General features: G+C 57.5%; 10 protein-coding genes. 7 read left to right on the top strand and 3 right to left on the bottom strand.

Features of this window, described 5'->3' with window-relative positions:
* Positions 1 to 43 precede the first annotated feature (43 nt).
* Positions 44 to 3,019 carry a TIM-barrel domain-containing protein gene (locus PV433_RS09655; protein ID WP_332071940.1) on the bottom strand — a complete coding sequence of 992 codons (2,976 nt, stop codon included), beginning with the start codon at positions 3,017 to 3,019 and terminating at the stop codon, positions 44 to 46.
* A 172-nt stretch (positions 3,020 to 3,191) separates the two neighbouring features.
* Between PV433_RS09655 and PV433_RS09660 the strand changes: the two genes are divergently transcribed.
* Entirely contained in the window at positions 3,192 to 4,547 is a 1,356-nt protein-coding gene (locus PV433_RS09660; protein WP_332071941.1) for an ABC transporter substrate-binding protein, read from the top strand.
* 800 nt (positions 4,548 to 5,347) lie between these two features.
* On the opposite strand, the gene PV433_RS09665 is transcribed toward PV433_RS09660, so the two are convergent.
* Both PV433_RS09665 and PV433_RS09670 read right to left on the bottom strand, forming a co-directional pair.
* Positions 5,348 to 7,717: a glycoside hydrolase family 31 protein gene (locus tag PV433_RS09665; protein ID WP_332071942.1), complete on the bottom strand. Its 2,370-nt coding sequence runs from the start codon at positions 7,715 to 7,717 to the stop codon at positions 5,348 to 5,350.
* Positions 7,718 to 8,036: 319 nt separating this feature from the next.
* The gene (locus PV433_RS09670; RefSeq protein ID WP_332071943.1) at positions 8,037 to 10,085 is read right to left on the bottom strand and encodes an ABC transporter ATP-binding protein; all 2,049 of its coding nucleotides are present in this window, start codon (positions 10,083 to 10,085) and stop codon (positions 8,037 to 8,039) included.
* Positions 10,086 to 10,560: 475 nt separating this feature from the next.
* On the opposite strand from PV433_RS09670, the gene PV433_RS09675 reads away from it, so the two are divergent.
* The 6 genes from PV433_RS09675 (at position 10,561) to PV433_RS09700 (ending at position 21,065) form a co-directional block, all read left to right on the top strand.
* A complete protein-coding gene (locus tag PV433_RS09675; protein ID WP_332071944.1) occupies positions 10,561 to 13,767 on the top strand; it encodes an alpha-mannosidase in 3,207 nt (1,068 codons plus the stop codon).
* A 150-nt stretch (positions 13,768 to 13,917) separates the two neighbouring features.
* The gene (locus PV433_RS09680) at positions 13,918 to 15,006 is read left to right on the top strand and encodes a bifunctional heptose 7-phosphate kinase/heptose 1-phosphate adenyltransferase (protein ID WP_332071945.1); all 1,089 of its coding nucleotides are present in this window, start codon (positions 13,918 to 13,920) and stop codon (positions 15,004 to 15,006) included.
* A 36-nt stretch (positions 15,007 to 15,042) separates the two neighbouring features.
* Positions 15,043 to 15,963, top strand: coding sequence for a dihydrodipicolinate synthase family protein (locus PV433_RS09685; protein WP_332071946.1), 921 nt, complete (start codon positions 15,043 to 15,045; stop codon positions 15,961 to 15,963).
* A gap of 281 nt (positions 15,964 to 16,244) precedes the next feature.
* Positions 16,245 to 19,226 (top strand): extracellular solute-binding protein, encoded by a 2,982-nt coding sequence (locus tag PV433_RS09690; RefSeq protein ID WP_332071947.1) that lies wholly within the window; start codon positions 16,245 to 16,247, stop codon positions 19,224 to 19,226.
* Positions 19,223 to 20,185, top strand: a complete 963-nt coding sequence (locus PV433_RS09695) for a carbohydrate ABC transporter permease (RefSeq protein ID WP_332071948.1) — start codon at positions 19,223 to 19,225, stop codon at positions 20,183 to 20,185. The genes PV433_RS09690 and PV433_RS09695 overlap by 4 nt, the downstream gene beginning before the upstream one ends.
* 4 nt (positions 20,186 to 20,189) lie before the next feature.
* The gene (locus PV433_RS09700; RefSeq protein WP_190925614.1) at positions 20,190 to 21,065 is read left to right on the top strand and encodes a carbohydrate ABC transporter permease; all 876 of its coding nucleotides are present in this window, start codon (positions 20,190 to 20,192) and stop codon (positions 21,063 to 21,065) included.
* Positions 21,066 to 21,067 lie beyond the last annotated feature (2 nt).

A 21,067-nucleotide genomic window follows, 5' to 3' on the forward strand; every position in this document is an offset into this window, starting at 1 on the left:
TCTGTCGCTGGGCTGTATCGCCCGGATGTCCGTTGGATTCCGCCTACAGCTTCAGCTCGCCGGGCGTGACTCCCCAATATTTGCGGAAGACGCGGATAAAATAACCGGTATCCTTAAAGCCGGCCATGGCGGAAGCGTCGCTGACCTTACAACCTTGCTCCATCAGCCGTTTCGCGTAGTTCATCTTTTTCTCCATCACGTAGTCCGAGAACGATTGCGACGTTTCCTGCTTGAACAGCCGGCTTAAGTGGGAGGCGTTCACATGCAGCCTCTCGGCCGCTACGCTCAGCGTGAAGAACTGTTGGTCCATCTCCTGCTCGACCATATCTTTCAGTCGCTGGACGAGCGGATGGACGGACGATTTTCGCATCCTGCCCGAGTATTCCGCCACCCGCACGGCTGCCCGGATCAGCCTGTCGCAGCCTTCCTCTTTCAGCGAGACGGAGTGGAGGTCCAGAAACGAATCGTATTCTTCCCCGACCGCCTCGTTCATCGTCCAGCCTTTGCGTTCCATAAACCGGGCGAGCAGACCGCCGAGATACAGAAAATGTCCGCGGATCTCCCCGGGAGCCGGCGACGGGCCGAGCCGCTCCTCCAGCAGTTTCTCCATGGCGGCCCTCGTCTTCCGGGGGTCTCCCGTCTCGAGGCCGATCTCCAGCATTTTCTCCGGATCGGGCGGTTCCGCCGGCGAAGCCGCACGCTTAGAGGGCGAACCGGCACCGGATTTTCGCGAGGCGGGAGCGGCGTGGATCAGCTCAATGCGGACCGGCTCCGAATCGTTCTCGTTTTCCTGGACATGCACCGCCACCACTCCGGATAACCGGTCGAACAGCCAGCCGGCGGCTGCGGAGCCTTTTTTGGATCGGGACGTTTCCTTGTACTCGGTTCCGTTTACTTTAACTTTCAACGGCTTGCCTGCGCTGCCGAGATGCAGCAATACTTCGTAGCTTCGGCGGGCCGGCATGCCGTTGTAACGCCCGTTGCGGCAGCCGATCGATACGGACGTCCGGCGGTCGCTGCTCGCGCAAGCAAACTCCGTGAGGGCGAATTCTCCGTTCTCATAGCCGAAAGTAACGCCGTCGTCCTCATACAGCGTAAACCCGCTCTCCCCATGCGGGTACAGATGCAGACTCATCGGTTCGACCGGTTTCTGCCCGATATGATCCATCTCCGGCCACATGGGAAGGATGGTACCGGCTTTGACGAACAGCGGTCCGCCAGTATCCTTCGGCGCGTCGTATTCCAGATCAAGCGGTCCGATGTAACGTTCGCCTGTCCAAAAATCGATCCATGTCCCTTCCGGCAAATAAACCCGGTTCGTAAACGCCGCAACCAGAAAAGCGTCGCCGAACATATATTGCATCGTCAGGCTGCGAGCCCTCGGATCGCCTGGATACATCAGCGGCATCGCTCTGACGATCGGCAAACCCGTTCGGGAAGCCGTATGCGCGGCTGAGTAAATGTAAGGAAGCAGCCGGTAGCGAAGCTTCGCATACTTTTTGAACAGATCCCGGAGGCCGGCGTCCAGCAGCGCCGGATGTCTCCAGTACGCCCAGCTGTTTACTTTGGAACATGGCTGCAAAAAGCCGAAATGAATGCCTTCCGGAGTGTGGATGTCCATTTCGTACGTCACGCTGGAGATGCCGGACATGCTGTCGTTTAAGAGGGTGATCAAGGAGTAGTCCCCGCCGACTCCTTCGCCGAGTCCGCCCGTCCACATCGAAGCGAAGCGTTGGATGCCGGCATATCCGGCAACGGTAAAGATCATAGGGCGTGTCGACGTCTGGCTCCTGAAGCCGTCGTACATCTGCTTCGCAAGCAGCAGCGGATACAGATTATTCATCTCGCTGTTGCTCATCCCGTTGCTCCACATCTGGTCCGGCAGCCCGAGCAGCTGGCTCATTTCGCTTAGTTTAAATGCGCTTACACCCTGATCTACAAAGGGTTTCAGATGGGCATACCAGCCTTCGTCCAGCTCTTCCGGCAGTTCCTCCTGAACAGGCGCGATTCCGCCGCCGACCGGAGCAAGATGCCGCTGCGCTAGAGCCTGCTCCTCGTACCGGCTCAGATCGTAGTTGCAGCATAACCATAAACTAAGCTTAAAGCCCATCCCTTTCAACGTCCCGATAAACGTATGCTGCCCCTTCGGGCTCCAGCCGGGGATATAAAATCGTTCCGGATGCCATCTCTTGGAGGTCGAGTAATCGTAGCGCTTCTCCATCCAGGTCGGCTCCAGGCCGATCAGATCGCAGGGGATTCCTTCCCGGCGGAATTTCAGAGCATCCTCGATCAGTTCGCGGGCATTGGCCTGCTCGTTGCTTATGAAGGATAAACCGTACGCCCAGATCGGAAGAAGCTGCGGTCGTCCGGCAAGCCCCGTATACTCGTAAAGGAGATCTGCATAGCTGCTTCCTGTGAACAGCATATAGTCCAGCTGGTCTCCGGGGATGCAAAAGCGGATCAGGTCGGAATCCGTATGCGCGATATCGATCTCGTGATGAAGTGTCGTATGGATAAATAATCCCCAGCCCCGGCTGCTCATCAGGAACGGGGTCGGTGCGTGCGCTTCCCGTTTCTGGAGCCGCATGTGAGCGAGATGTCCGCGCTTCATCAGCTTGTCGCGGGTTTCGTCGCCGAGTCCGTACAGGAGCTCGTCCGGGTACAGCCGGAAGCTGGCTCCTAAGCAGGACTCCGCCACGCTTCGGGGAGCCGCAATCTGGTGGGTGAGTACTTGGCCGTCCGCCCCGTGCAGCGTAAAGGTACCCTCGCGGCGGTCTGCCTGAAGAGCGGCGGCTCCGGTCCTTATCGTAACCCGGTCTCCGTCTTCTTCCACTTCAATCGCTGCCGGATCGGGGGGCAGACGTACGATTCCGTAACGGACCAGCGGCGGCTCCGGAAAGCGCTCCGTTTCACTCACACGGATGCGAAACGTGCGGGGGGTGATGGCTTGCAGACGAACATAAGCCCCAGTGGCGGTCCGAAATTGAACATCAGGATGTTCGCGTTGTTCTCCGAGCACGAGATCCCCCCTTAGGACAACTGTAATTTACGAAATATTATAGCATAGAATGCGCCATTCCCTCATGAAATTACGATGCTCTGCAATGAGACTCCCTATGTGATGTAAGCGAATACATCGTATAATGGCTCTAATGTTCGAATTAATCATACATCACAGGGGGTAACCATTCATGATGAAAAAGTCTCGCGTTATTCATCCGCGCACCGTGCTCGTTCCCGCCATTCTTGCGCTGATCCTCTCGGCCTGCAGCTCTGGAGGCGGCACCCCGGCCGCTGGAGAAAAGGACGGGAAGGCAGCTCCGTCCGTTACGGACGATCAGAAAGCGGCCGAGCTTACATTTTACCTTAATTCGATGACCAAGAAAGAATTCGATGAAATTTATGCGCCGATCATCAAGGCCAAATATCCGAATTATGTATTAAAAACAGCCGAACCGGCGGTCAAAGGCCAGGAGATCCAAAATCTCGTCGCAGCCGGCTCCGTGCCCGACATCGTCGTCGGTACCAAAGGAACGATCTCTTTTGTAATGGAAGAATACGGGCTGTCGGAAGATATCTCGGAGCTGATCAAAACCCGGAAGTACGATTTGACCCGTATCGAGCCGGTCTTCATCGATGCGATGAAAGGTTACGCCGGCGGCAAAGTAATCGGACTTCCCGTCAACGCCCCGGCCAATGCGCTGCATTACAACAAGACGTTATTCGATAAGTTCGGCGTGGCGTATCCGAAGGACGGCATGACATGGGACGACGTGTATGAGATTGCCAAAAAGATGACGCGTTTCGAGGACGGCGTCCAGTATCGCGGCTACAGCGAGCGGTGGCACCAAATCTTCATGGAATTCAACCAGTATTCCTTGCCGTATCTCGATCCGAAGGAAGACAAGGCGGCCGTCAATACCGACCAATGGAAAAAGATTGTCGACGGGATCGTCCGGTTCTACAAGCTGCCCGGGTTGAAATTCGACTCCAAAACCGGCTACACCGAGGAGGATTTGAAAGTATTTGAGACCGGCGTCTCCGCGATGACCGTATTTGCCCGGCCGGATAATTACAAAACGTTCGAGTGGGATATCGTATCCGTTCCGACTTATAAGGATAAACCGAACATCGGACTTGCCGGAAGCGCGCGCTATTTCTTCATCACGAATACGAGCAAGGAGAAGGAGGCGGCCTTTAACGTCATGTCGCATCTGACTTCGGATGAGGTGCTGCTGAAGCTGTCCAAGGTGGGAATCGCTCCGCCGCTGGCCCAAATGCCGGAAGAGATGAAGAAAGCGTTCAACCAGGACAATCCGCTTTACCAAGGAAAACACGTCACTTCGTTTTTCTACAACAAGCCGGCTCCGGAGCCTCCGATCCGAGCGGCGGGTCTTACGCCTTTCACCAAATCGCAATCCATCCTGATCGGCGAAGTGTTGAAAATGATCGTCGAAGGCAGCGAGGTTGATGCCAACACGGCTTTACGGACGGCCGAGGAGCTGATCAACAAAGGGATCTCCGAAGCGAAAGCGGCCAAGAAGTAAGGCGGGGCAGCGCTTACCCTTGCCTTTACCCGAATGCGGCGGCTGGTAATTGAAATTGAAATTGAAGTTGGAGGCCTGCGGATGTCCGCAGGCTTTTGATTTGTGCGGAATCGCGAGTGCAGCGAGTCCGGGAGGGAAGACGGACCGGAGCGGGCGATTCGATGTCGAGCCGCAAGGTTAACCGGGCTGTAGTCAGAGCCGCAGCCGCAACCTTGCCGCATATCAGCCCCGAATAAATCTCGCGTAAAACGGGTATTAACCCAATTGTGCCCCCGCTCACGCCAAGAGCCCCCCATAAAATCCGGGAAAGGATTGGAATTGGTATCAGTTTGGGCCGCTAGGGCCTTCATGACGTTCGTTACCGACCTTTTTGGAATTAACGGTCTCTAGCAGCTCTTATTTTCGGCAAAATCGATCAAATCTCGAAATAAGAGATGATAGAAACTTTTATTTGAGGGTAAACTCTCCCAATCGTTGATTTTGATAAAAATAAGAGGTGTAACCATCCTTTATTAGATTTAAAAGGGTAATTTTCCAAAAATAAGAGCTGCTAAAACCTCGCTGACTGAGCTGACTGAGCTGACTGAGCTGACTGAGCTGACTGAGCAGACTGAGCTGACTGAGCTGACTGAGCTGACTGAGCCACCTGAGCTAACTGAACTAACTGAGCTACCAGAGCTACCCGAGCGGCCTGATTCCGCCGATGCTCCTGGCCGAACAAAAAAACCACCAGATTCCCCGGCAGAGTGAAATCTGGTGGTTGGTGTTGTCATACAGCCAGCTCTGCCAAGGGCGAAGGCTCACTTCTGCAGAAGCTCGACGGTCACGCCCGCCAGCCTCGCCGGGTCCTCGGTTACGAGCAAGCGGACGGCGGCTGCTTCATCGTCATACGTCCATGCGGTCGCCGGGCTGTCCGCCGATTGTTCCTCGCCGGATGTCCGCTTCGGCTCCTCCTGCCACGGCTGGCCGTTAACCGTGACCTGTGCAGGCTTTGTGCTCACATGCACGAACAGCTCGAATGTGCGGGTGTCCGGCATCCCCTCATAGCGGCCTTCCCGGGGGCCGATCCCGATAACGGTGCGCCCGCCGGCGTGCTGGCTCCGGATGCGGGTGACCGCCACCTGCTCCTCCAAATACCGGTACGTCGCCCCGTCGTCCTCGTAAAGCGTGAACTCGCTGTCTCCGCACGGGTAAACACGCAGTCCGATCCGCTCCAACGAAACTTCGCCGACATAGTCCATCTCCGGCCATTCGGGCAGAATGGCGCCGGCGCGGATGAAGAGCGGTCCGCCGGCATGGCCGGGAACACTCACTTGCAGCTCTTGTCCGCCGGTATACCGGGCGCCGGTCCAATAGTCGATCCATTCGCCGGCAGGCAAATAAATCGTCTCCGTAAAGGCGCCGACCAGCAGCGAATCGCCGAACAGGTACTGCTGCAGCAAATTGGCGCAATTCGGATCGTCCGGGTAAGCAAGCGGCATCGCGCGTACGATCGGCAGTCCGGTCCGGGCGGCGGTATGGGCTGCGGAATAAATGTAAGGCAGCAGCCGGTAGCGAAGCTTGGCGTACAGCTTGAACATCCGCAGCTGTTTCTTGTCGAGCAGCCAAGGGTGGCGCCAGTAAGCCCAGCTGTTCACCTGCGACCATGGCTGCAAAAATCCGAAATGAATGCCAGCCGGAGTGAAAACCTCCATGTCGCAGCTCGTATTCGTATGTCCCGACAATCCGTGATTCAGAACGGATACGAGCGGCCTCGGACCGCCGCCGGTATCGCCCGCCCAGGTGGCCGCATAGCGCTGGATGCCCGCATATCCGCCGGCCGAGTAGATCATCGAGCGCCGCCCGGTCCGCTCCTTGAAGCCGGTATGCATTTGTTTGCCGAGCAGCAGCGGGTACAGATTGTGCATGGCGTTGTCGTCCAGCCCGTTGCCCCATTTCCGGTCGGGGTGCTCCAGCGTCTGATTGGCGGCGTCCATCTTGAACGCGGCCACTCCCTGATCGACGAATTTCTGCAGGTGGGCGAACCACGGCTCTTCCGGCTTCGTGATCTTATCCATGTAGGTCGGCTCCTGCAGCCGCGTATCCTGCTCGTAATCGTCCGGGTGCAAGTCGGCGGGGCCGGTGTCCGCCGGACCGGCTTCGTCCGCTCCTCCGGCCAGACGTTCTTCATGGTGCGTCAAATCGTAGTCGCAGCACAGCCATAAGCTCAGCTTGAACCCTTGCCTCTCCAGCGCCCCGATAAAGGTGCCGGGTCCTTGATCCGCCCAATAAGGGAGATAAAAGCGCTCGGGATGCCAGCTCTTGTTCAGCGAGTAGTCGTAACGATGCTCCATCCATCCCGGCTCCAGCCCGATCAGGTCGCACGGAATCCCTTCCCTGCGGAATTGAACCGCGTCGTCGAGCATCTCCCGGGCGGTTGCCTGCTGGTTGCAGACGAAAGTCAGTCCGTAAGCCCAGATCGGCAGCAGCTGAGGCTTGCCGGTCAAGTTCGTATAATGATTGAGCAGACCCGCGTAGCTGTCCGCTGCGATCAGATAAAAGTCCAGCTCGCCGCTGCGTCCCCAGAACCTCAATTTATCCGCTACCGTCTTGCCGATATCGACCGAATGGCGAGAGGTGGTGTTAACGAACAATCCCCAGCCTTTGCTGCTCATCAAATACGGAATCGGCGCATACGACTTCACGTTGAGCACCCACATGTCGAAGCGGTGTCCCCGCTGCTCGATCCGGTCTCGGGTGACATCGCCCAGGCCGTAGAAACGTTCATCTTCGGACAGGACGAATTCCGCTCCAAATCCGCTGCGGGTCGACCAAGGAGGGACGGAACTGGCGGTCAGCATCGTCCCGTCCGGTTTCCTTAAACATATGGTGCCGCTGCAAGTATCGATGTCGAGCATGGCATCGGCCGTCCGGATCGTCAGTCGTTCTCCGTCCCGGTCCGTCTCGTAATCCGTCTCATACTCCGTTTCGCCCTCCGGATGGGTAATAACCCCGTAACGGACGAGCGGCGGCTCCGGAAACGCGTCCGACTCGCTTAGCCGGACCCGGAACGTGTGCGGTGCGACGGGTTCGATTCGCATATATCCGCCGCCGCTCACCTGAAACTGGATAAACCTGTGCGGCCGGGCTCCCTTCGCGGTATGTGGAACAAATGCAGATGGTGTCGACATTCGGTTTCCCCTTTCCCCTGGATAGGCCCATTATAGGCGGAATCCGTCCGGGGAAAGTAGGCAATTCGGTTGCATCTTATCGTAATCTGATGCGTTCCTGTCGGATTATAGCGTACCGTTCTGAACCGTTTCATGTCCCGCCTGTGCATAAAGCCGCATCCGCGAAGTTGTGGACAAGCGCTTTTGTGGATATGTGGATGAAACTCGGAATATTAACGGGATAAAGGATTTTTACCCTGTAGATAGTGTGTATAAATTTGTGTATAAGTGTATGAAAAATGTCGGATCGTGCCGCAGCCTTGTCGAATCAGAATCACAATCAGACGGTGACCGGAGCAGGCTGCTGAGTCTGGGACGCCGCTGCCGAAGCCGTCGCCGTCGCCGCCGCCTCGGCAATTTCCAGCCCTTCGGGCCGCATCGCCTTCAACTGCTTCTCGTACAGCTCGCGGTACAAGCCGCCTTTTTGGAGCAACTGCTCGTGCGTACCGTGTTCGGCAATATGGCCGTTGTCCATAACGAGAATGATGTCGGCTCTGACGACGGTGGCGAGCCGGTGCGCAATAATAAAGGTGGTGCGGTTTTTCATCAGATTGTCGAGCGCCTCGGTAACGACCGCTTCCGATTCCGCATCCAGGGCGGACGTCGCTTCGTCGAGAATTAATATTTTCGGATCTTTGAGCAGCGCCCGCGCGATCGCCAGCCGCTGCTTCTGGCCGCCCGACAGCCGCAGTCCGCGTTCCCCGAGCACGGTGCTGTAGCCTTTCTCCCATTTCATAATAAAATCATGGGCGTTGGCCGCTTTGGCCGCTTCGATCACTTCATCCATCGAAGCTTCCGGCCGTCCGTAGACGATATTATCGTAGACGGTTCCGGAGAATAAGATATTATCCTGAAGCACGACCGCAATCTGCTTCCTCAAGTCGTGCAAATCGTATTCCTTAATATCCCGTCCGTCGAGATACAATGTCCCCTGATCGGCATCGTAAAACCGCGGAATGAAATTGATCAGCGTCGATTTGCCGGCGCCGCTCGGGCCGACCAGAGCGACGACCTGACCGGGCTTCGCGTGAAAGCTGATCGATTCGAGCGCGGTCCGTGATTCGACCGTCGTCGGCAGTACGGTCGGATTCGTCTTGGGCGGATACCAGTAGAACGATCGATCCGGCTTTTGCAGCTCGACCAGATCGGGATCGTTATGGACCGTATCGGTTCTCGGAGCCGGAAGCTCCGTCTCGTACGTAAACGAAACGTTTTTGAACCGGATATCGCCTTGACACGATTTGAGCGGCAGCGCATTATCCTTGTTGCGCACGTCCGGCTCGACGTCGAGCAGCTCGAAGATGCGTTCGATATTGGTCATCGCATTTTGAACCGTGACGTTCACGTCGGCGAACCGCTGGATCGGCCCGTACATTTGCCCGAGGAAAGCCTGAAACGCAATCAGGGAACCGATGGTCATCTCGCCGTTCAGCACGAACGCCCCGCCGACCGCCCAAGTGATGAGCGTACCGGAATGCCCGACGATTTCGCTGATCCGCCCCAGCAGGTTGGACAGCAGCTGAGCGGCCAGCGAATGGTTGATGTGACGGCCGGTCTGCTTGTCGAACCGCTCAAGCTCCGTATGTTCCCCGTTAAACGACTGGACGACCTTCATCCCCGAGATTCTCTCGACGAGGACGCCGGATATGCGCTCCATCTGACGGTTCACCGCCCGGGACGCATACCGGATTCGAATGTTCAGGTTCGTGAACGACAAGTAGTAGATCGGCAGCAGCCAGAGCGACAGCAGGGCGAGATGCCAGTTCAGCGAGAACAAGAAGAAGGCAGCAAAAATAACCATGACCAGATCGAACAGCACATTGATCACAGTATTTCCTACCAAATTTTGCGCTCCGTTGACATCGTGAATGACCCGGGACAACAACCCGCCAACCTGCTGGTTATCATAAAACCGCTGCGACATTTTCTGGATGTGCTCATACACCTGCCTTCTTACAAAAGCAACCATCTGGCTTCCCAGCCGCGCCGTGAGCAGGCTTTTGAAAAACGAAACGACGACGCTCATCGCATAAATCGAGGCGAAAATAACGACGACTTTTTTCAGCGTCCAACCGGAATCCGACTGACCCAGCACATCGTCGATCAAAATTTTGGTCAGCCACGGACTTGACAGCGGCACGACATACTGGAGCATGCCCAGTGCGACGATCGCCGCCAAGTAGTGCCAATAAGGCTTGACGAATTGCAAATACCTCCGGATCAGCTTCTTCTTGGATGTCTCCGTGCTTGTACTCGTCCCCGTCCCCGTCCCCGTTTCCGTTCCCGTTCGCGTACCCTTACCCGTTCCTGAATCGCCGCCAGTGCTCATGGCTCTTCCTCCCCTTGGTCCATCCATCCGTCTTTTTTTAGGTGATTATCGGCAAATGCGAACATGTGTGCGATTTGCCACATTTTCCCCCACATTTTATAACCATACGGGGTAATTGTTAAGAACGGTTGAAGGGGGGGAGACGCTTTATTACGTCAGCTTCGTTAACAAACGATGCTTTATCCCATCATTTCATCGAATTCCTTACTATTTTGCAAATATAGCCCGCGGGTGCCGAAAACGGATGTTTGCTCGGTCCGTAATGTGTAGTTTTCGTAAAAATGAAATTATCTTTGTGAATAAAAAAATGTGAAATATGGCGGAAAACGGCGCCACAGGCGGCGAAATTCAAGGAGCCCGCGGACAAGTCCGGCCAGATTTCATAGAAAAAACCGGAAAAAACACTTTACAAAATTAATAGTTATCTTTATGATTAAATTAATTCAATTTAGGATCGATTTTATAGGAGGGGCCTATGCTTCTAACGTTCGAAAAGCTGAAGAAACGAATTGCGCAACTGGACCAGTACCGCTATCTCGATCATCGCGAAATACCGTCTTTCCGGATGTGGATCGACCAACAAGCCGAGGTCGGCGCCATGCCGCCGGATCATGCGGAGTGGGGACGCATAACGGTAGGCGAGCGGTGGAGCGGCTACGACCTGACGGCGTGGCTGAAGACCGACGTTTTCGTTCCTCCGGAATGGTCGGGCCGGACTGTGGTCGGCTTGTTCGACTTCGGGAAAACCGGGGCCGGCTACAACTCGGGGTTCGAATCGCTCCTGTATGTGAACGGCTCGCCTTATCAAGGAGTCGGCAGCAATCATAAAGAAGTATTTTTCTCCGAATCGTTCGTCGGGCAGAAGGTCGAGCTTCTATTTAAAATATGGAGCGGATTAAACGGGGAGTCGGGATTGAAGACCGATCTGGAGCACCGCTTCACGATGTCGGCCCTCGCCTTGCTGGACACGGAAACGGACGATCTGTATTATACGGCGTTCGCGGTATGGCATACGGTCAAGGTGCTGCCGGAGAACAGCTGGGAGAAGCAGGCGCTGTTGAAAGCGCTTGACCGCTCGCTGCTGCTGCTCGATTGGCGGGTGCCGGGCGACGAGGCGTTTTACGCCAGCGTCCGGGAAGCGAACGCGAAGCTGAAGGCCGAGCTGGACGCTCTGCCGAAGTTCCATCCGGTTACGGTCCGCTGCATCGGCCACACGCATATCGACGTAGCCTGGCTGTGGCAGCTGAAACATACGAGGGAGAAGGCGGCGCGCTCGTTCTCGACCGTGCTCCGTCTGATGGAGCAGTTTCCGGATTATGTGTTTCTGCAGACACAGCCTCAGCTGTACGAATATATCGAGCACGATTATCCGGAGCTGTTCGCGAAAATCAAGGAACGGGTCAGCGAAGGCCGCTGGGAAGCGGGCGGCGCGATGTGGCTCGAGTCGGACTGCAACATTCCTTCCGGCGAATCGCTTGTCCGCCAGTTGCTGTACGGGATGCGTTATTTCGAGGAGAAATTCGGCGCCAAATGCGAATATTTATGGCTGCCCGACGTATTCGGCTACAGCTGGGCGCTGCCGCAAATTTTGCAGAAAAGCGGCCTGAAACATTTCATGACGACGAAAATCAGCTGGAACGTCTATAACCGGTTTCCGCACGATACGTTTTACTGGCGGGGGATCGACGGCACCGAGATCTTGACGCATTACATTACGACGCCGGACCCGGACTTGGCCGACAGCCCGTTCACCCGGTTTTACACGTACAACGGCCAAGTGCTTCCCGCGACGCTCGTCGGCATCTGGAACAATTACCGCGACAAGGAAATCAACGACTCCGAGCTGCTGCTCTCGTACGGCTGGGGAGACGGCGGCGGCGGACCTACGCGGACGATGCTCGAGCTGCGCAGACGGCTGGAGAACATGCCGGGCTTGCCGAAGGCGACGACAGGGCGGGCCGACGAGTTTTTCAACAAGCTGGAGAGCACGGTCTCGTCGACCGATCGCTATGTGCACCGGTGGGACGGCGAGCTGTATCTGGAGCTGCACCGCGGGACTTACACGTCGCAAGGGTACGTGAAGCGGATGAACCGGCGGATGGAGTTCAAGCTCCGCGATGCGGAGATCGTCGCCAGCTTTGGCAGTCCGCTCGCGGGGTACGCGTCATATCCGCAGGAGCAGCTTTACGACAGCTGGAAAATCGTGCTGCGCAACCAGTTCCACGATATTTTGCCGGGGTCGTCGATTACGGCGGTGTACGAGGATTGCCGGGTGGAATATGCCGAGGCCGATCAGCTGGCGCAAGAGGCATTGACGGGCGGGGTCGCCCGGCTCGCTTCCTTCGTAGGCGGGGACGAACGTCCGGGCTGGATCGTGATCAACTCGCTGCCCTGGAGCCGCAGCGAACTGGTCCAGCTTCCGTGGGAAGCGCGGTTCGCGGGCAAGTGCTGGCGTGATGCGGAGGGCAATCTCGTAAGCGCCGAGCGGGTCAGCGGTCTGGACGACGGGGACTGCCTGCAGCTGCGGGTAAACGCCATACCGGCGATGGGGTATACGACGATCCGGATGGAGGATGCCGCTGCTCCGGCTGCGGCGGAAGCCCCGGCCTTCACGTTCGAGGGACGCTCGGTATCGACGCCGTTTTACGAGATCGAATGGAACGAAGCGGGACAGATCGCCAGACTGTATGATAAACGGACCGGCCGGGAAGTGCTCGCCGCAGGCGAGACGGGCAACCGGTTCGACGTGCACGAGGATAAGCCGGTCAATCACGACAACTGGGAGATCGACATCTTCTATACCGAGAAAGTGCGCCACGTCACCGATATCCGCACGTTCGAGGTGCTGGAGAACGGGCCGATGCGGGCGGTCATCCGCTTCGTCTGGCAATACGGCAAGACGACGATCCGTCAGGACGTGTTGTTGTATGCGCACGATCCGCGCATCGATTTCTCCACCTGGGTAGACTGGCAGGAGCGGGAAACTTTGCTGAAGGTTGCGTTCCCGGTGAACGTGAGGGCGACCGCGGCCACCTACGAGATTCAATTCGGTCACGTACAGCGGCCTACACACTGGAATACGAGCTGGGACTTCGCGCGGTTCGAGTCGTGCGCGCACAAGTGGGTCGATTTGTCCGAGCGGGGCTTCGGCGTCAGCATGATGAACGATTGCAAGTACGGCCACGACATCCGCGACAACGTGATGAGAATCACACTGCTCAAATCGTCGAACAAACCCGATCCCGAATGCGACAAGGGCGAGCACGTCTTCACCTACGCGCTGCTTCCGCACGACGGAGACTGGTTCGCGGCGGGGACTGTGGAGCAGGCTCACCGGCTCAACGTGCCGGTCCTGGCCGCCGCCCTGCCGGCAGGCGATACGGAAGCCGCGTTAGCGGCGCTTCCTGCGGCGCTCAGCCTGATCAGCGTCAGCGGCGATCACGTGATGATCGACACGGTAAAGAAGGCCGAGGATTCCGATGAATGGATCGTGCGCTGTTACGAGTACGGAGGCAAGCGGGGAGAAGTCACGTTCCAGGTTCACTATAGCTTGAGCAAAGCCGAGGAAGTCAATCTGTCGGAGCTGGAGCCGGTTGCGGTAGAGCATGGCGAGCATCACTTTAACGCTTATTTCAAACCGTTCGAGCTGAAGACGTTCCGGCTGGCGCTGAGCGCACACTAGTTCAAATTCAGAGCGAAAGATGAGGCTTGAAGAGGAGAGCCGGCCGCTGGCCGACATCTTTTCATCCCATAGGCTAAGCTCTGAACTTGCACGGGAAGAACGACCGCCGGATGCGTCCAAGACGAAGGTGGGAAGGGAGACAATCATTCGATGGAAGAGGAATTATTGAGTTTATCTTCCGTTCCACAATATAGCGGATTGACCCGCGGGCGGGTTATCGAGATTTTGGACCGCATCTCTACGTTAAAAGCGGGGGTAGTGGGAGACGGATGTCTCGATATGTACTGGCATGCCGACATGACGGTCAGCGAGCTGTCGCGCGAGACGCCGCATCATAACTTGCCGGTGATCCGGGAGCAGTTCGCGCCCGGCGCCGCCGGCAACGTGGCGGCTAATTTCCGCGAGCTGGGCTGCGCCGAAGTAAGCTTCTGCTCCATCGTCGGCGACGACTGGCGAGGGGCGCTGCTCAAGGAAGCGTTCCGCAACCGCGGGATCGACGATTCGTATATGCTGGCCGATCCGAACCGGGTTACCCCGGCTTACTGCAAGACGATCCTGCACGGCCTGCAGGATGCGCAGCAGGAAGCGCCGCGCATCGATTTCATCAACATGGACGCCCCTTACGAGGTGATGCAGCGGAGGCTCGTGGCGGAGCTGGACCGGATGGCCGCCAAGGTCGATATCATCGGCGCAACCGATCAGCTCAAGAGCGGAGCGATCGGCACGGCACTGCGCGACCGGCTCCGGTACTGGGCGGGCAAAGGCAAGACGGTCGTCATCGACAGCCGGGAGAATATCGGCAAGTACCGGGGAGTGATCGTGAAGCCCAATGAGCTGGAAGCGCTGCGCTGGTGTTACGGCAGCCTGAAATTCCATCCGTCCTCGGAGCACGAGATTATGAAAGCCGGCATGCGGCTCGCCAGAAGTGTGGAAGCTCCGTGCTGCGTGACGATGGGGGAGAAGGGGGCGCTCTGGTTCGAGAGCGGCCACGTGACGCATATCCCGACCGCTGCCGTTGCGCCGCCGATCGATATCGTCGGTGCAGGCGACTCGTTTACGGCCGCGTTCCTGTCCGCGCTTGGCGCCGGCTGCGCCGGACCGGAAGCGGCGGCGTTCGCGCATCTCGCCGCGGCGGTGTCCGTCCGGAAGCTGGGTCGCGCTGGATCGGCAACGCCGCAAGAAATATTGAACCGGTTCGACGAAACCGCCAAGCTCCTCAAAACGTACCAATCGCAATAAAAGGTTCCGGCTTCAATAGCAGAAGGAGATGGAGTTATGTCCATACAAGCATCGGCAAACGGGAAGCAACGGGAACGGTTCGAAGGCGTGCATGCGCTGCTGCTCACCCCTTTTGCGCCGAGCAAAGAGATCGATTGGAGTCTGTACGACCGCTACGTGGATTGGCAGCTGTCCCATGAGCCTCATGCGCTGTTCGCCGTCTGCGGCAGCAGCGAGATGGAATGCCTGACGCTGCAGGAACGTCTGGAGCTGGCCCGCCGCGCCGCCGCGAGAGCGGGGCGCACGCCGGTGGTAGCGACCGGCAACGTGCAGCCGGACCCGGACGAACATGCGGAGGAGCTGCAGCGCATGGCCGAGACCGGGGTCTCCGGCATCGTGCTGATTCCGCCGGGCTCGATGGGGGAAGACCAGAGCAGGCTCGAGAATTATTTCGCCCGGTTGGCGGAGCAGTCGCCGCTGCCGGTCTTTTTGTACGAATGTCCGCTAGCTTCCCCGCGGTTAGTGGAGGCGGCGGTGTACGGGCGCCTCGTGTCGCAGCACGGAGTTGCGGGCATTAAGGATACGACATGCACACCCGAAGGCATTCGAGCGAAAATTGAAAGCGCTACCGGGGGGATCGTGTTCCAGGCGAATATGTCCTATCTGACGGATGCGGTGCGCGGGGGTGCACGGGGAATTATGGCTACGACCTCGGCGGCGGCGGCCGACGTGCTGCTCGCTTACTGGCGGGCGGAACAGGCCGGGGATGCGGAAGCGGTCGACCGGCTGCACGAGCTGCTCGTCTTCCTCGACGGCGTGCTCGGCAAAGGGTATCCGGCGACGGCCAAATATTTGGCTTCCTTGCGGGGCGTTCCGATGGATCCGCTTACACGGAAAGGGAAAAGCGCCAACGAATCGGCCAAACGGGGAATGGCGGTTTGGCTGAGAGCGGCGGAGCGGATGATGAAGGAAACGTAAGCCGAGGCTAAAATTTACAAGGGATTAACATGCATTCCAGCCATTCTCGCACTATAATTTAATCATTAAGAAAAGTTTGAGGGCTAAGCTTGCGGGCAGCGCACATGCGCCTGTGGCAAGCGGCTTGCTCCGGATAAAGAATGTCGATCTTCGCCGATATCGCTAAACGAAGGTATACATTCTTTAACGAGTAAGAAAATGGGCCGCGGTACATCTAGGATCAGGAATTAAGTTTTCAAGAAGGAAGAAATATCCCGAGTTTGCTTGTTGGGGGGAGTGTCATGTTCAAGGTGCTTCGCAAAAACTTGGTAACCCTGTTGGCGGCCGCCCTGCTCATCGCAGCGTTCGTCTGGTGGTACCAATCCCGGGGATTTAGCGATACGGCGATGGCCGGCGTGCCGGAATACGGTGATGTGGACCAGCGCTCGATTCTCGCCGAGGGCGATATCGGCTCCAGGCTGGAGCCTTCGTATCTGGCTTATTACCAGAAAGCCGGCGATGATGGAGCGAAGGATACGAAAGGCCACCAGATCGTCGTGAAGGGGGCCGATTATACCGCGATCAGCGGCTCCGGGGCTTCCCGGCAGCGCGATCCGGAAGGACGCAGAGGAGACGTGGCCGCTCTGACCGCGGAAGGCGGCTGGGTGGAGTACGAGGTGGATATCCCTGAGTCCGGATTTTATCAGATGGGCATTCTGTATTACGCGATGAAGGAAAAAGGAGCGTCCGTCCAGCGCAGCGTCCGGATCGACGGCGAATATCCGTTCTTCCAGTCGAAGCGGATCGTGTTCCAGCGGATGTGGAAGGAAGCGGCTCCGACCCGGTTCGACGAGATGGGCAACGAGTTCAATCCGAAGCAAGAGGAAGTGTTCGGCTGGCAGTACCGGGAATTCCGCGATCCGGAAGCGCGGGCGGAGGAACCGTTCCGCTATTACCTGACCAAGGGCAAGCACAACATCCGGATCGAGCATACCCGCGAGTCGGCTGCGATCGGCGAGCTTCGCGTATTTTCGCCGGTTGTTATCCCGACCTATGCGGAGGTGCTGGAAACTTACAAACAGCGGAGCTACAAGGAAATCAGCAACAGCCTGATCAAAGTGCAGGCGGAAGACGCCAAGCTGAAGTCCGATCCGACGCTGCGCCGCAAAGACAACCGCGAGCCGGCGACCGAGCCGTTCAACCGGAGCGCCACGCTGCTGAATACGATCGGGGGAAGCTCCTGGCGTGACGGCGGACAGTGGATCGAATGGGAGATCGAAGTGCCCGAATCGGGCCTGTATCAGATTGGCTCACGGTTTCTCGCTTCCTGGCTGAATGAAATTCCGGTTCAGCGGACCGTAACGATTGACGGGGTAGTCCCCTTCAAGGAAATGAACGCCGTCGACTTCCCGTATTCCCAGCGGTGGCAGGTGAGCGGATTGGGCGGGGGCGACACTCCTTATCTGTATTACTTGGAGAAGGGCAAGCACAATCTCCGCATGGAAGTGCAGGTCGGCCAGCTCGGTCAAGTGTTCGAGCGGATTCAGGACGTCTCGCAGCGGCTGTCTTACTTGAGCCGGGAAATCATCATGGTCATCGGAACGAATCCCGATCCGAACCGGGAATGGGAGCTCGAACGGAATATTCCGAACCTGGTGCCGCGGCTTCATCTGATGGCGCTTGATCTGCAGAAGGCGATTGAGAGCATGTACGAGATGGGAACCGAGAAAGGCAGTCCGGAGCTCGCCTCGATCGCCACCGCCCGCGACCTGTTCGTCGATCTGGCGGCGAATACCGACAGCATCGCGGGCCGGTCCGACAAGTTGTCCGATACGCAGTCGCAGCTGAGCGGCTGGATTACGTCGATGAACAAGCAAAGGCTTCAGCTCGACTACCTGATCGTGAAATCGCCGGACCAGCCTTGGCCGAAAGCGACGGCAGGCCTCGCGACGAAGCTGGGTGTCGGCATGTACGACTTCTTCACCTCGTTCACCAAAGATTACCGGAGTATCGGGATCACCGGCGAGGAAGACGAGGGAGAGCCGCTGAAAGTATGGGTCGCCCGCGGCCGCGACTGGGCGCAAATTATTAAGCAGATGGCCGACGAAGATTTTACGACCGCTACCGGCATTAACGTCGATATCAACGTCATCCCGGCCGGCGCGATGAACCTGCTGATGCTCGCGGTTACTTCCGGGAAGGCGCCTGACGTCGCTCTTGGGGTCGAGCCGGTCATCCCGATCGATTTCGCGCTGCGGGACGGCTTGAAGAACTTAAGCGATTACCCTGACTATCAGGAAGTGGCGAACCGCTTCCGCCCGGGGGCGCTCATCCCATACCGGTTCCAGGGCGGCAACTACGCTCTGCCGGAAAACCAGAACTTCTCGATGATGTTTTACCGTAAAGATATTCTGCAAGAGCTCGGCATTACGAAAATTCCGCAAACGTGGCAGGAAGTGATGGACATCATCCCGACGCTGCAGCGCCACGGGATGGACTTCTTCTACTCCCACAGCACGGCCGGTGCGATAAGCGAATTCGCTCCGTTCCTGTTCCAGCAAGGAGGGGACTTCTACCGCGAAGGCGGGAAGTCGTCCGCGCTGGACTCGGCCGAGGCGCTGGCGGCGATGAAGATGTGGACGGGGTTGTATACGAACTACAAGATCAGCAAGGAAGCAAGCTTCTACAACCGGTTCCGCTCCGGGGAGATGCCGATCGGCGTAGCCGACTACTCGACATACGTGCAGCTGATGACCGCGGCTCCGGAACTGACGGGCTGGTGGGAGATGCTGCCGATGCCGGGAATTAAGCGTCCGGACGGCAAGATCGACCGGTCGGTGGGCGGCGCCTCGCAGACGGGAATTATTTTCAAAAACACGAAAAAGTCTCAGGAAGCATGGGAGTTTCTGAAATGGTGGGTCAGCGCGCCGGTGCAAGAGCGGTTCGGAACCGAACTGGAAGCGCTGATGGGCGTCGAAGCCCGCTGGAATACGGCCAACGTCGAGGCGTTGATGAACTTGCCTTGGCCGCAAAAAGATATCGAAGCGATTCTCGAGCAATGGGAATGGTTCCGGGAAAGAGAAATCGTGCCCGGCGACTACTTGACTACCCGGTATGTCAACAACATCTGGAACGAGATCGTGCTCAAAGGGAAAAACGTCCGCGAAGCGATGGAGGACGGCGTGAAGGAAGTCAATCGCGAGCTGAAGAAAAAACGTGAAGAATTCGGGCTCGACCGGGAGACGGTCGGCATGCGAACCGATAAGGAGGTGGGGAGCCGATGAGCGAAGCCATAACTCGCCCGGCGATAGAGAAGACGAAAAAGACGAAGGCCGCAGCGGGCGCAAACCCGAGCCTGTGGACGCGCATCATCCGCCACCGCACCTCCTTTCTGTTTCTGTCGCCGTTTTTTATCCTGTTCTTCATCTTTACGGTCGTACCGGTATTCACCGCGGTTTTCCTCAGCATGACCTACTATAACATTTTGGAGCCGCCCCGCTGGATCGGATTGACCAATTACCGCAATCTGTTCCTTGACGACGACATCTTCCTGAAGGCCATCGCCAATACGCTGATGTTCGCCGTATTTACAGGGCCGATCGGGTACTTCATGTCCTTCATTCTGGCGTGGCTGATCAGTCAGATTCCGCAGAAATACCGGTTTTTGTATACGCTGTGCTTTTATACGCCGGCAATTACAAGCTCGATCGCGATGTCCGTCGTCTGGCTGTACTTGTTTTCCGGCGACCGGTACGGGCTGATCAACTATTGGCTGATCAAGCTCGGGGTCCTCACCGAACCGTTCATCTGGCTGCAGGACGTTCAGACGATATTGCCGGTCATCATCCTCGTATCTCTGTGGATGAGCATGGGGACAGGGTTCCTCGCATTCCTCGCCGGACTCGCCAACGTGCCGCGCGATCTGTACGAAGCGGGAGTGATCGACGGTGTGCGGTACCGCTGGCAGGAGCTGTGGTACATCACGCTCCCTTCGATGAAGCCGATGCTGCTGTTCGGAGCGGTCATCACGGTCGTCAACGCGCTGCAGGTGTCCGAGATCAGCGCCCAGCTGGCCGGCTCTCCGAGTACGTTGTACGCGGGGCATATGATTTTGAACCATCTCGACGACTACGCGTTCGTACGGTTCGATATGGGATACGCCTCGGCAATTGCCGTCGTGCTGTTCATGATGATGGTCGGCCTGAACCGATTCATCTTTAATATACTCGGGGAAAGGGATTGATCGGATGTCCAGCCGCGCTGCGCTGATCAAGGGGGGGCGGTTCGATTGGAGCGGGATGATCCTGTACTCCGTCATGACCGTGTTCGCCCTGCTGATGGTGATGCCGCTCGTTTACTTGATTACAACGGCGTTTAAGCCGCTGTCCGAACTGTTTTTGTTTCCGCCGCGATTTTTCGTCATGAATCCGACAATGCGCAATTTTTTCGACTTGTTCGCGGCCACGGAAGCTTCTGTCGTTCCGTTCTCGCGTTACGTCTTCAACAGCTTGTTCGTCGCGATTGCCATCGTGGCTGCCGGCGTATTCATCAGCGCGATGGCGGCTTATCCGCTCAGCAAGCATAAGACGATGCCGTTTCGCGAGCCGCTGTTCAAGCTGATCGTGCTGGCGCTGATGTTCGCCCCGCAGGTGACGCAAATTCCGCAGTATATCATCATGTCGCGGAGCGGCACGATGGATACGTACTTCGCGCTCATCCTGCCCGGGCTGGCCGCGCCGATGGGACTGTTCCTGATGAAGCAGTATCTCGATTCCGTCCCCGACGCGCTGCTCGAAGCGGCCCGGATGGACGGCGCGGGAGAATGGCGGACGTTCATCTATGTCGTCATGCCGATGCTGATGCCGGCGGTGGCGACGATGACGCTGCTGACCTTTATCGGCGCCTGGAACAACGCCGGTCCGGCGATGCTGTACACGACGACGGATCAGATGAAAACCTTGCCCTACGCGATCGGAACGATCAGCGGAGGGGCGGGATCGGTAGCCAGGGTAGGCGCGCTGGCGGCCGCAAGTTTGCTCATGATCATCCCGACGCTGGTCATGTTTATCGTCACCCAACGAAGAGTGATGGAGACGATGGCTCATTCCGGGATCAAAGCATAGGA

Source organism: Paenibacillus sp. GYB004, assembly GCF_036577605.1.
Taxonomy (GTDB): domain Bacteria; phylum Bacillota; class Bacilli; order Paenibacillales; family NBRC-103111; genus Paenibacillus_AB; species Paenibacillus_AB oceani.

Coding starts and splice junctions, on each gene's coding strand:
- PV433_RS09695 (WP_332071948.1), top strand. CDS start 19,223: ATGAGCGAAGCCATAACTCGCCCGGCGATAGAGAAGACGAAAAAGACG.
- PV433_RS09665 (WP_332071942.1), bottom strand. CDS start 7,717: ATGTCGACACCATCTGCATTTGTTCCACATACCGCGAAGGGAGCCCGG.
- PV433_RS09700 (WP_190925614.1), top strand. CDS start 20,190: ATGTCCAGCCGCGCTGCGCTGATCAAGGGGGGGCGGTTCGATTGGAGC.
- PV433_RS09660 (WP_332071941.1), top strand. CDS start 3,192: ATGATGAAAAAGTCTCGCGTTATTCATCCGCGCACCGTGCTCGTTCCC.
- PV433_RS09690 (WP_332071947.1), top strand. CDS start 16,245: ATGTTCAAGGTGCTTCGCAAAAACTTGGTAACCCTGTTGGCGGCCGCC.
- PV433_RS09675 (WP_332071944.1), top strand. CDS start 10,561: ATGCTTCTAACGTTCGAAAAGCTGAAGAAACGAATTGCGCAACTGGAC.
- PV433_RS09680 (WP_332071945.1), top strand. CDS start 13,918: ATGGAAGAGGAATTATTGAGTTTATCTTCCGTTCCACAATATAGCGGA.
- PV433_RS09685 (WP_332071946.1), top strand. CDS start 15,043: ATGTCCATACAAGCATCGGCAAACGGGAAGCAACGGGAACGGTTCGAA.
- PV433_RS09670 (WP_332071943.1), bottom strand. CDS start 10,085: ATGAGCACTGGCGGCGATTCAGGAACGGGTAAGGGTACGCGAACGGGA.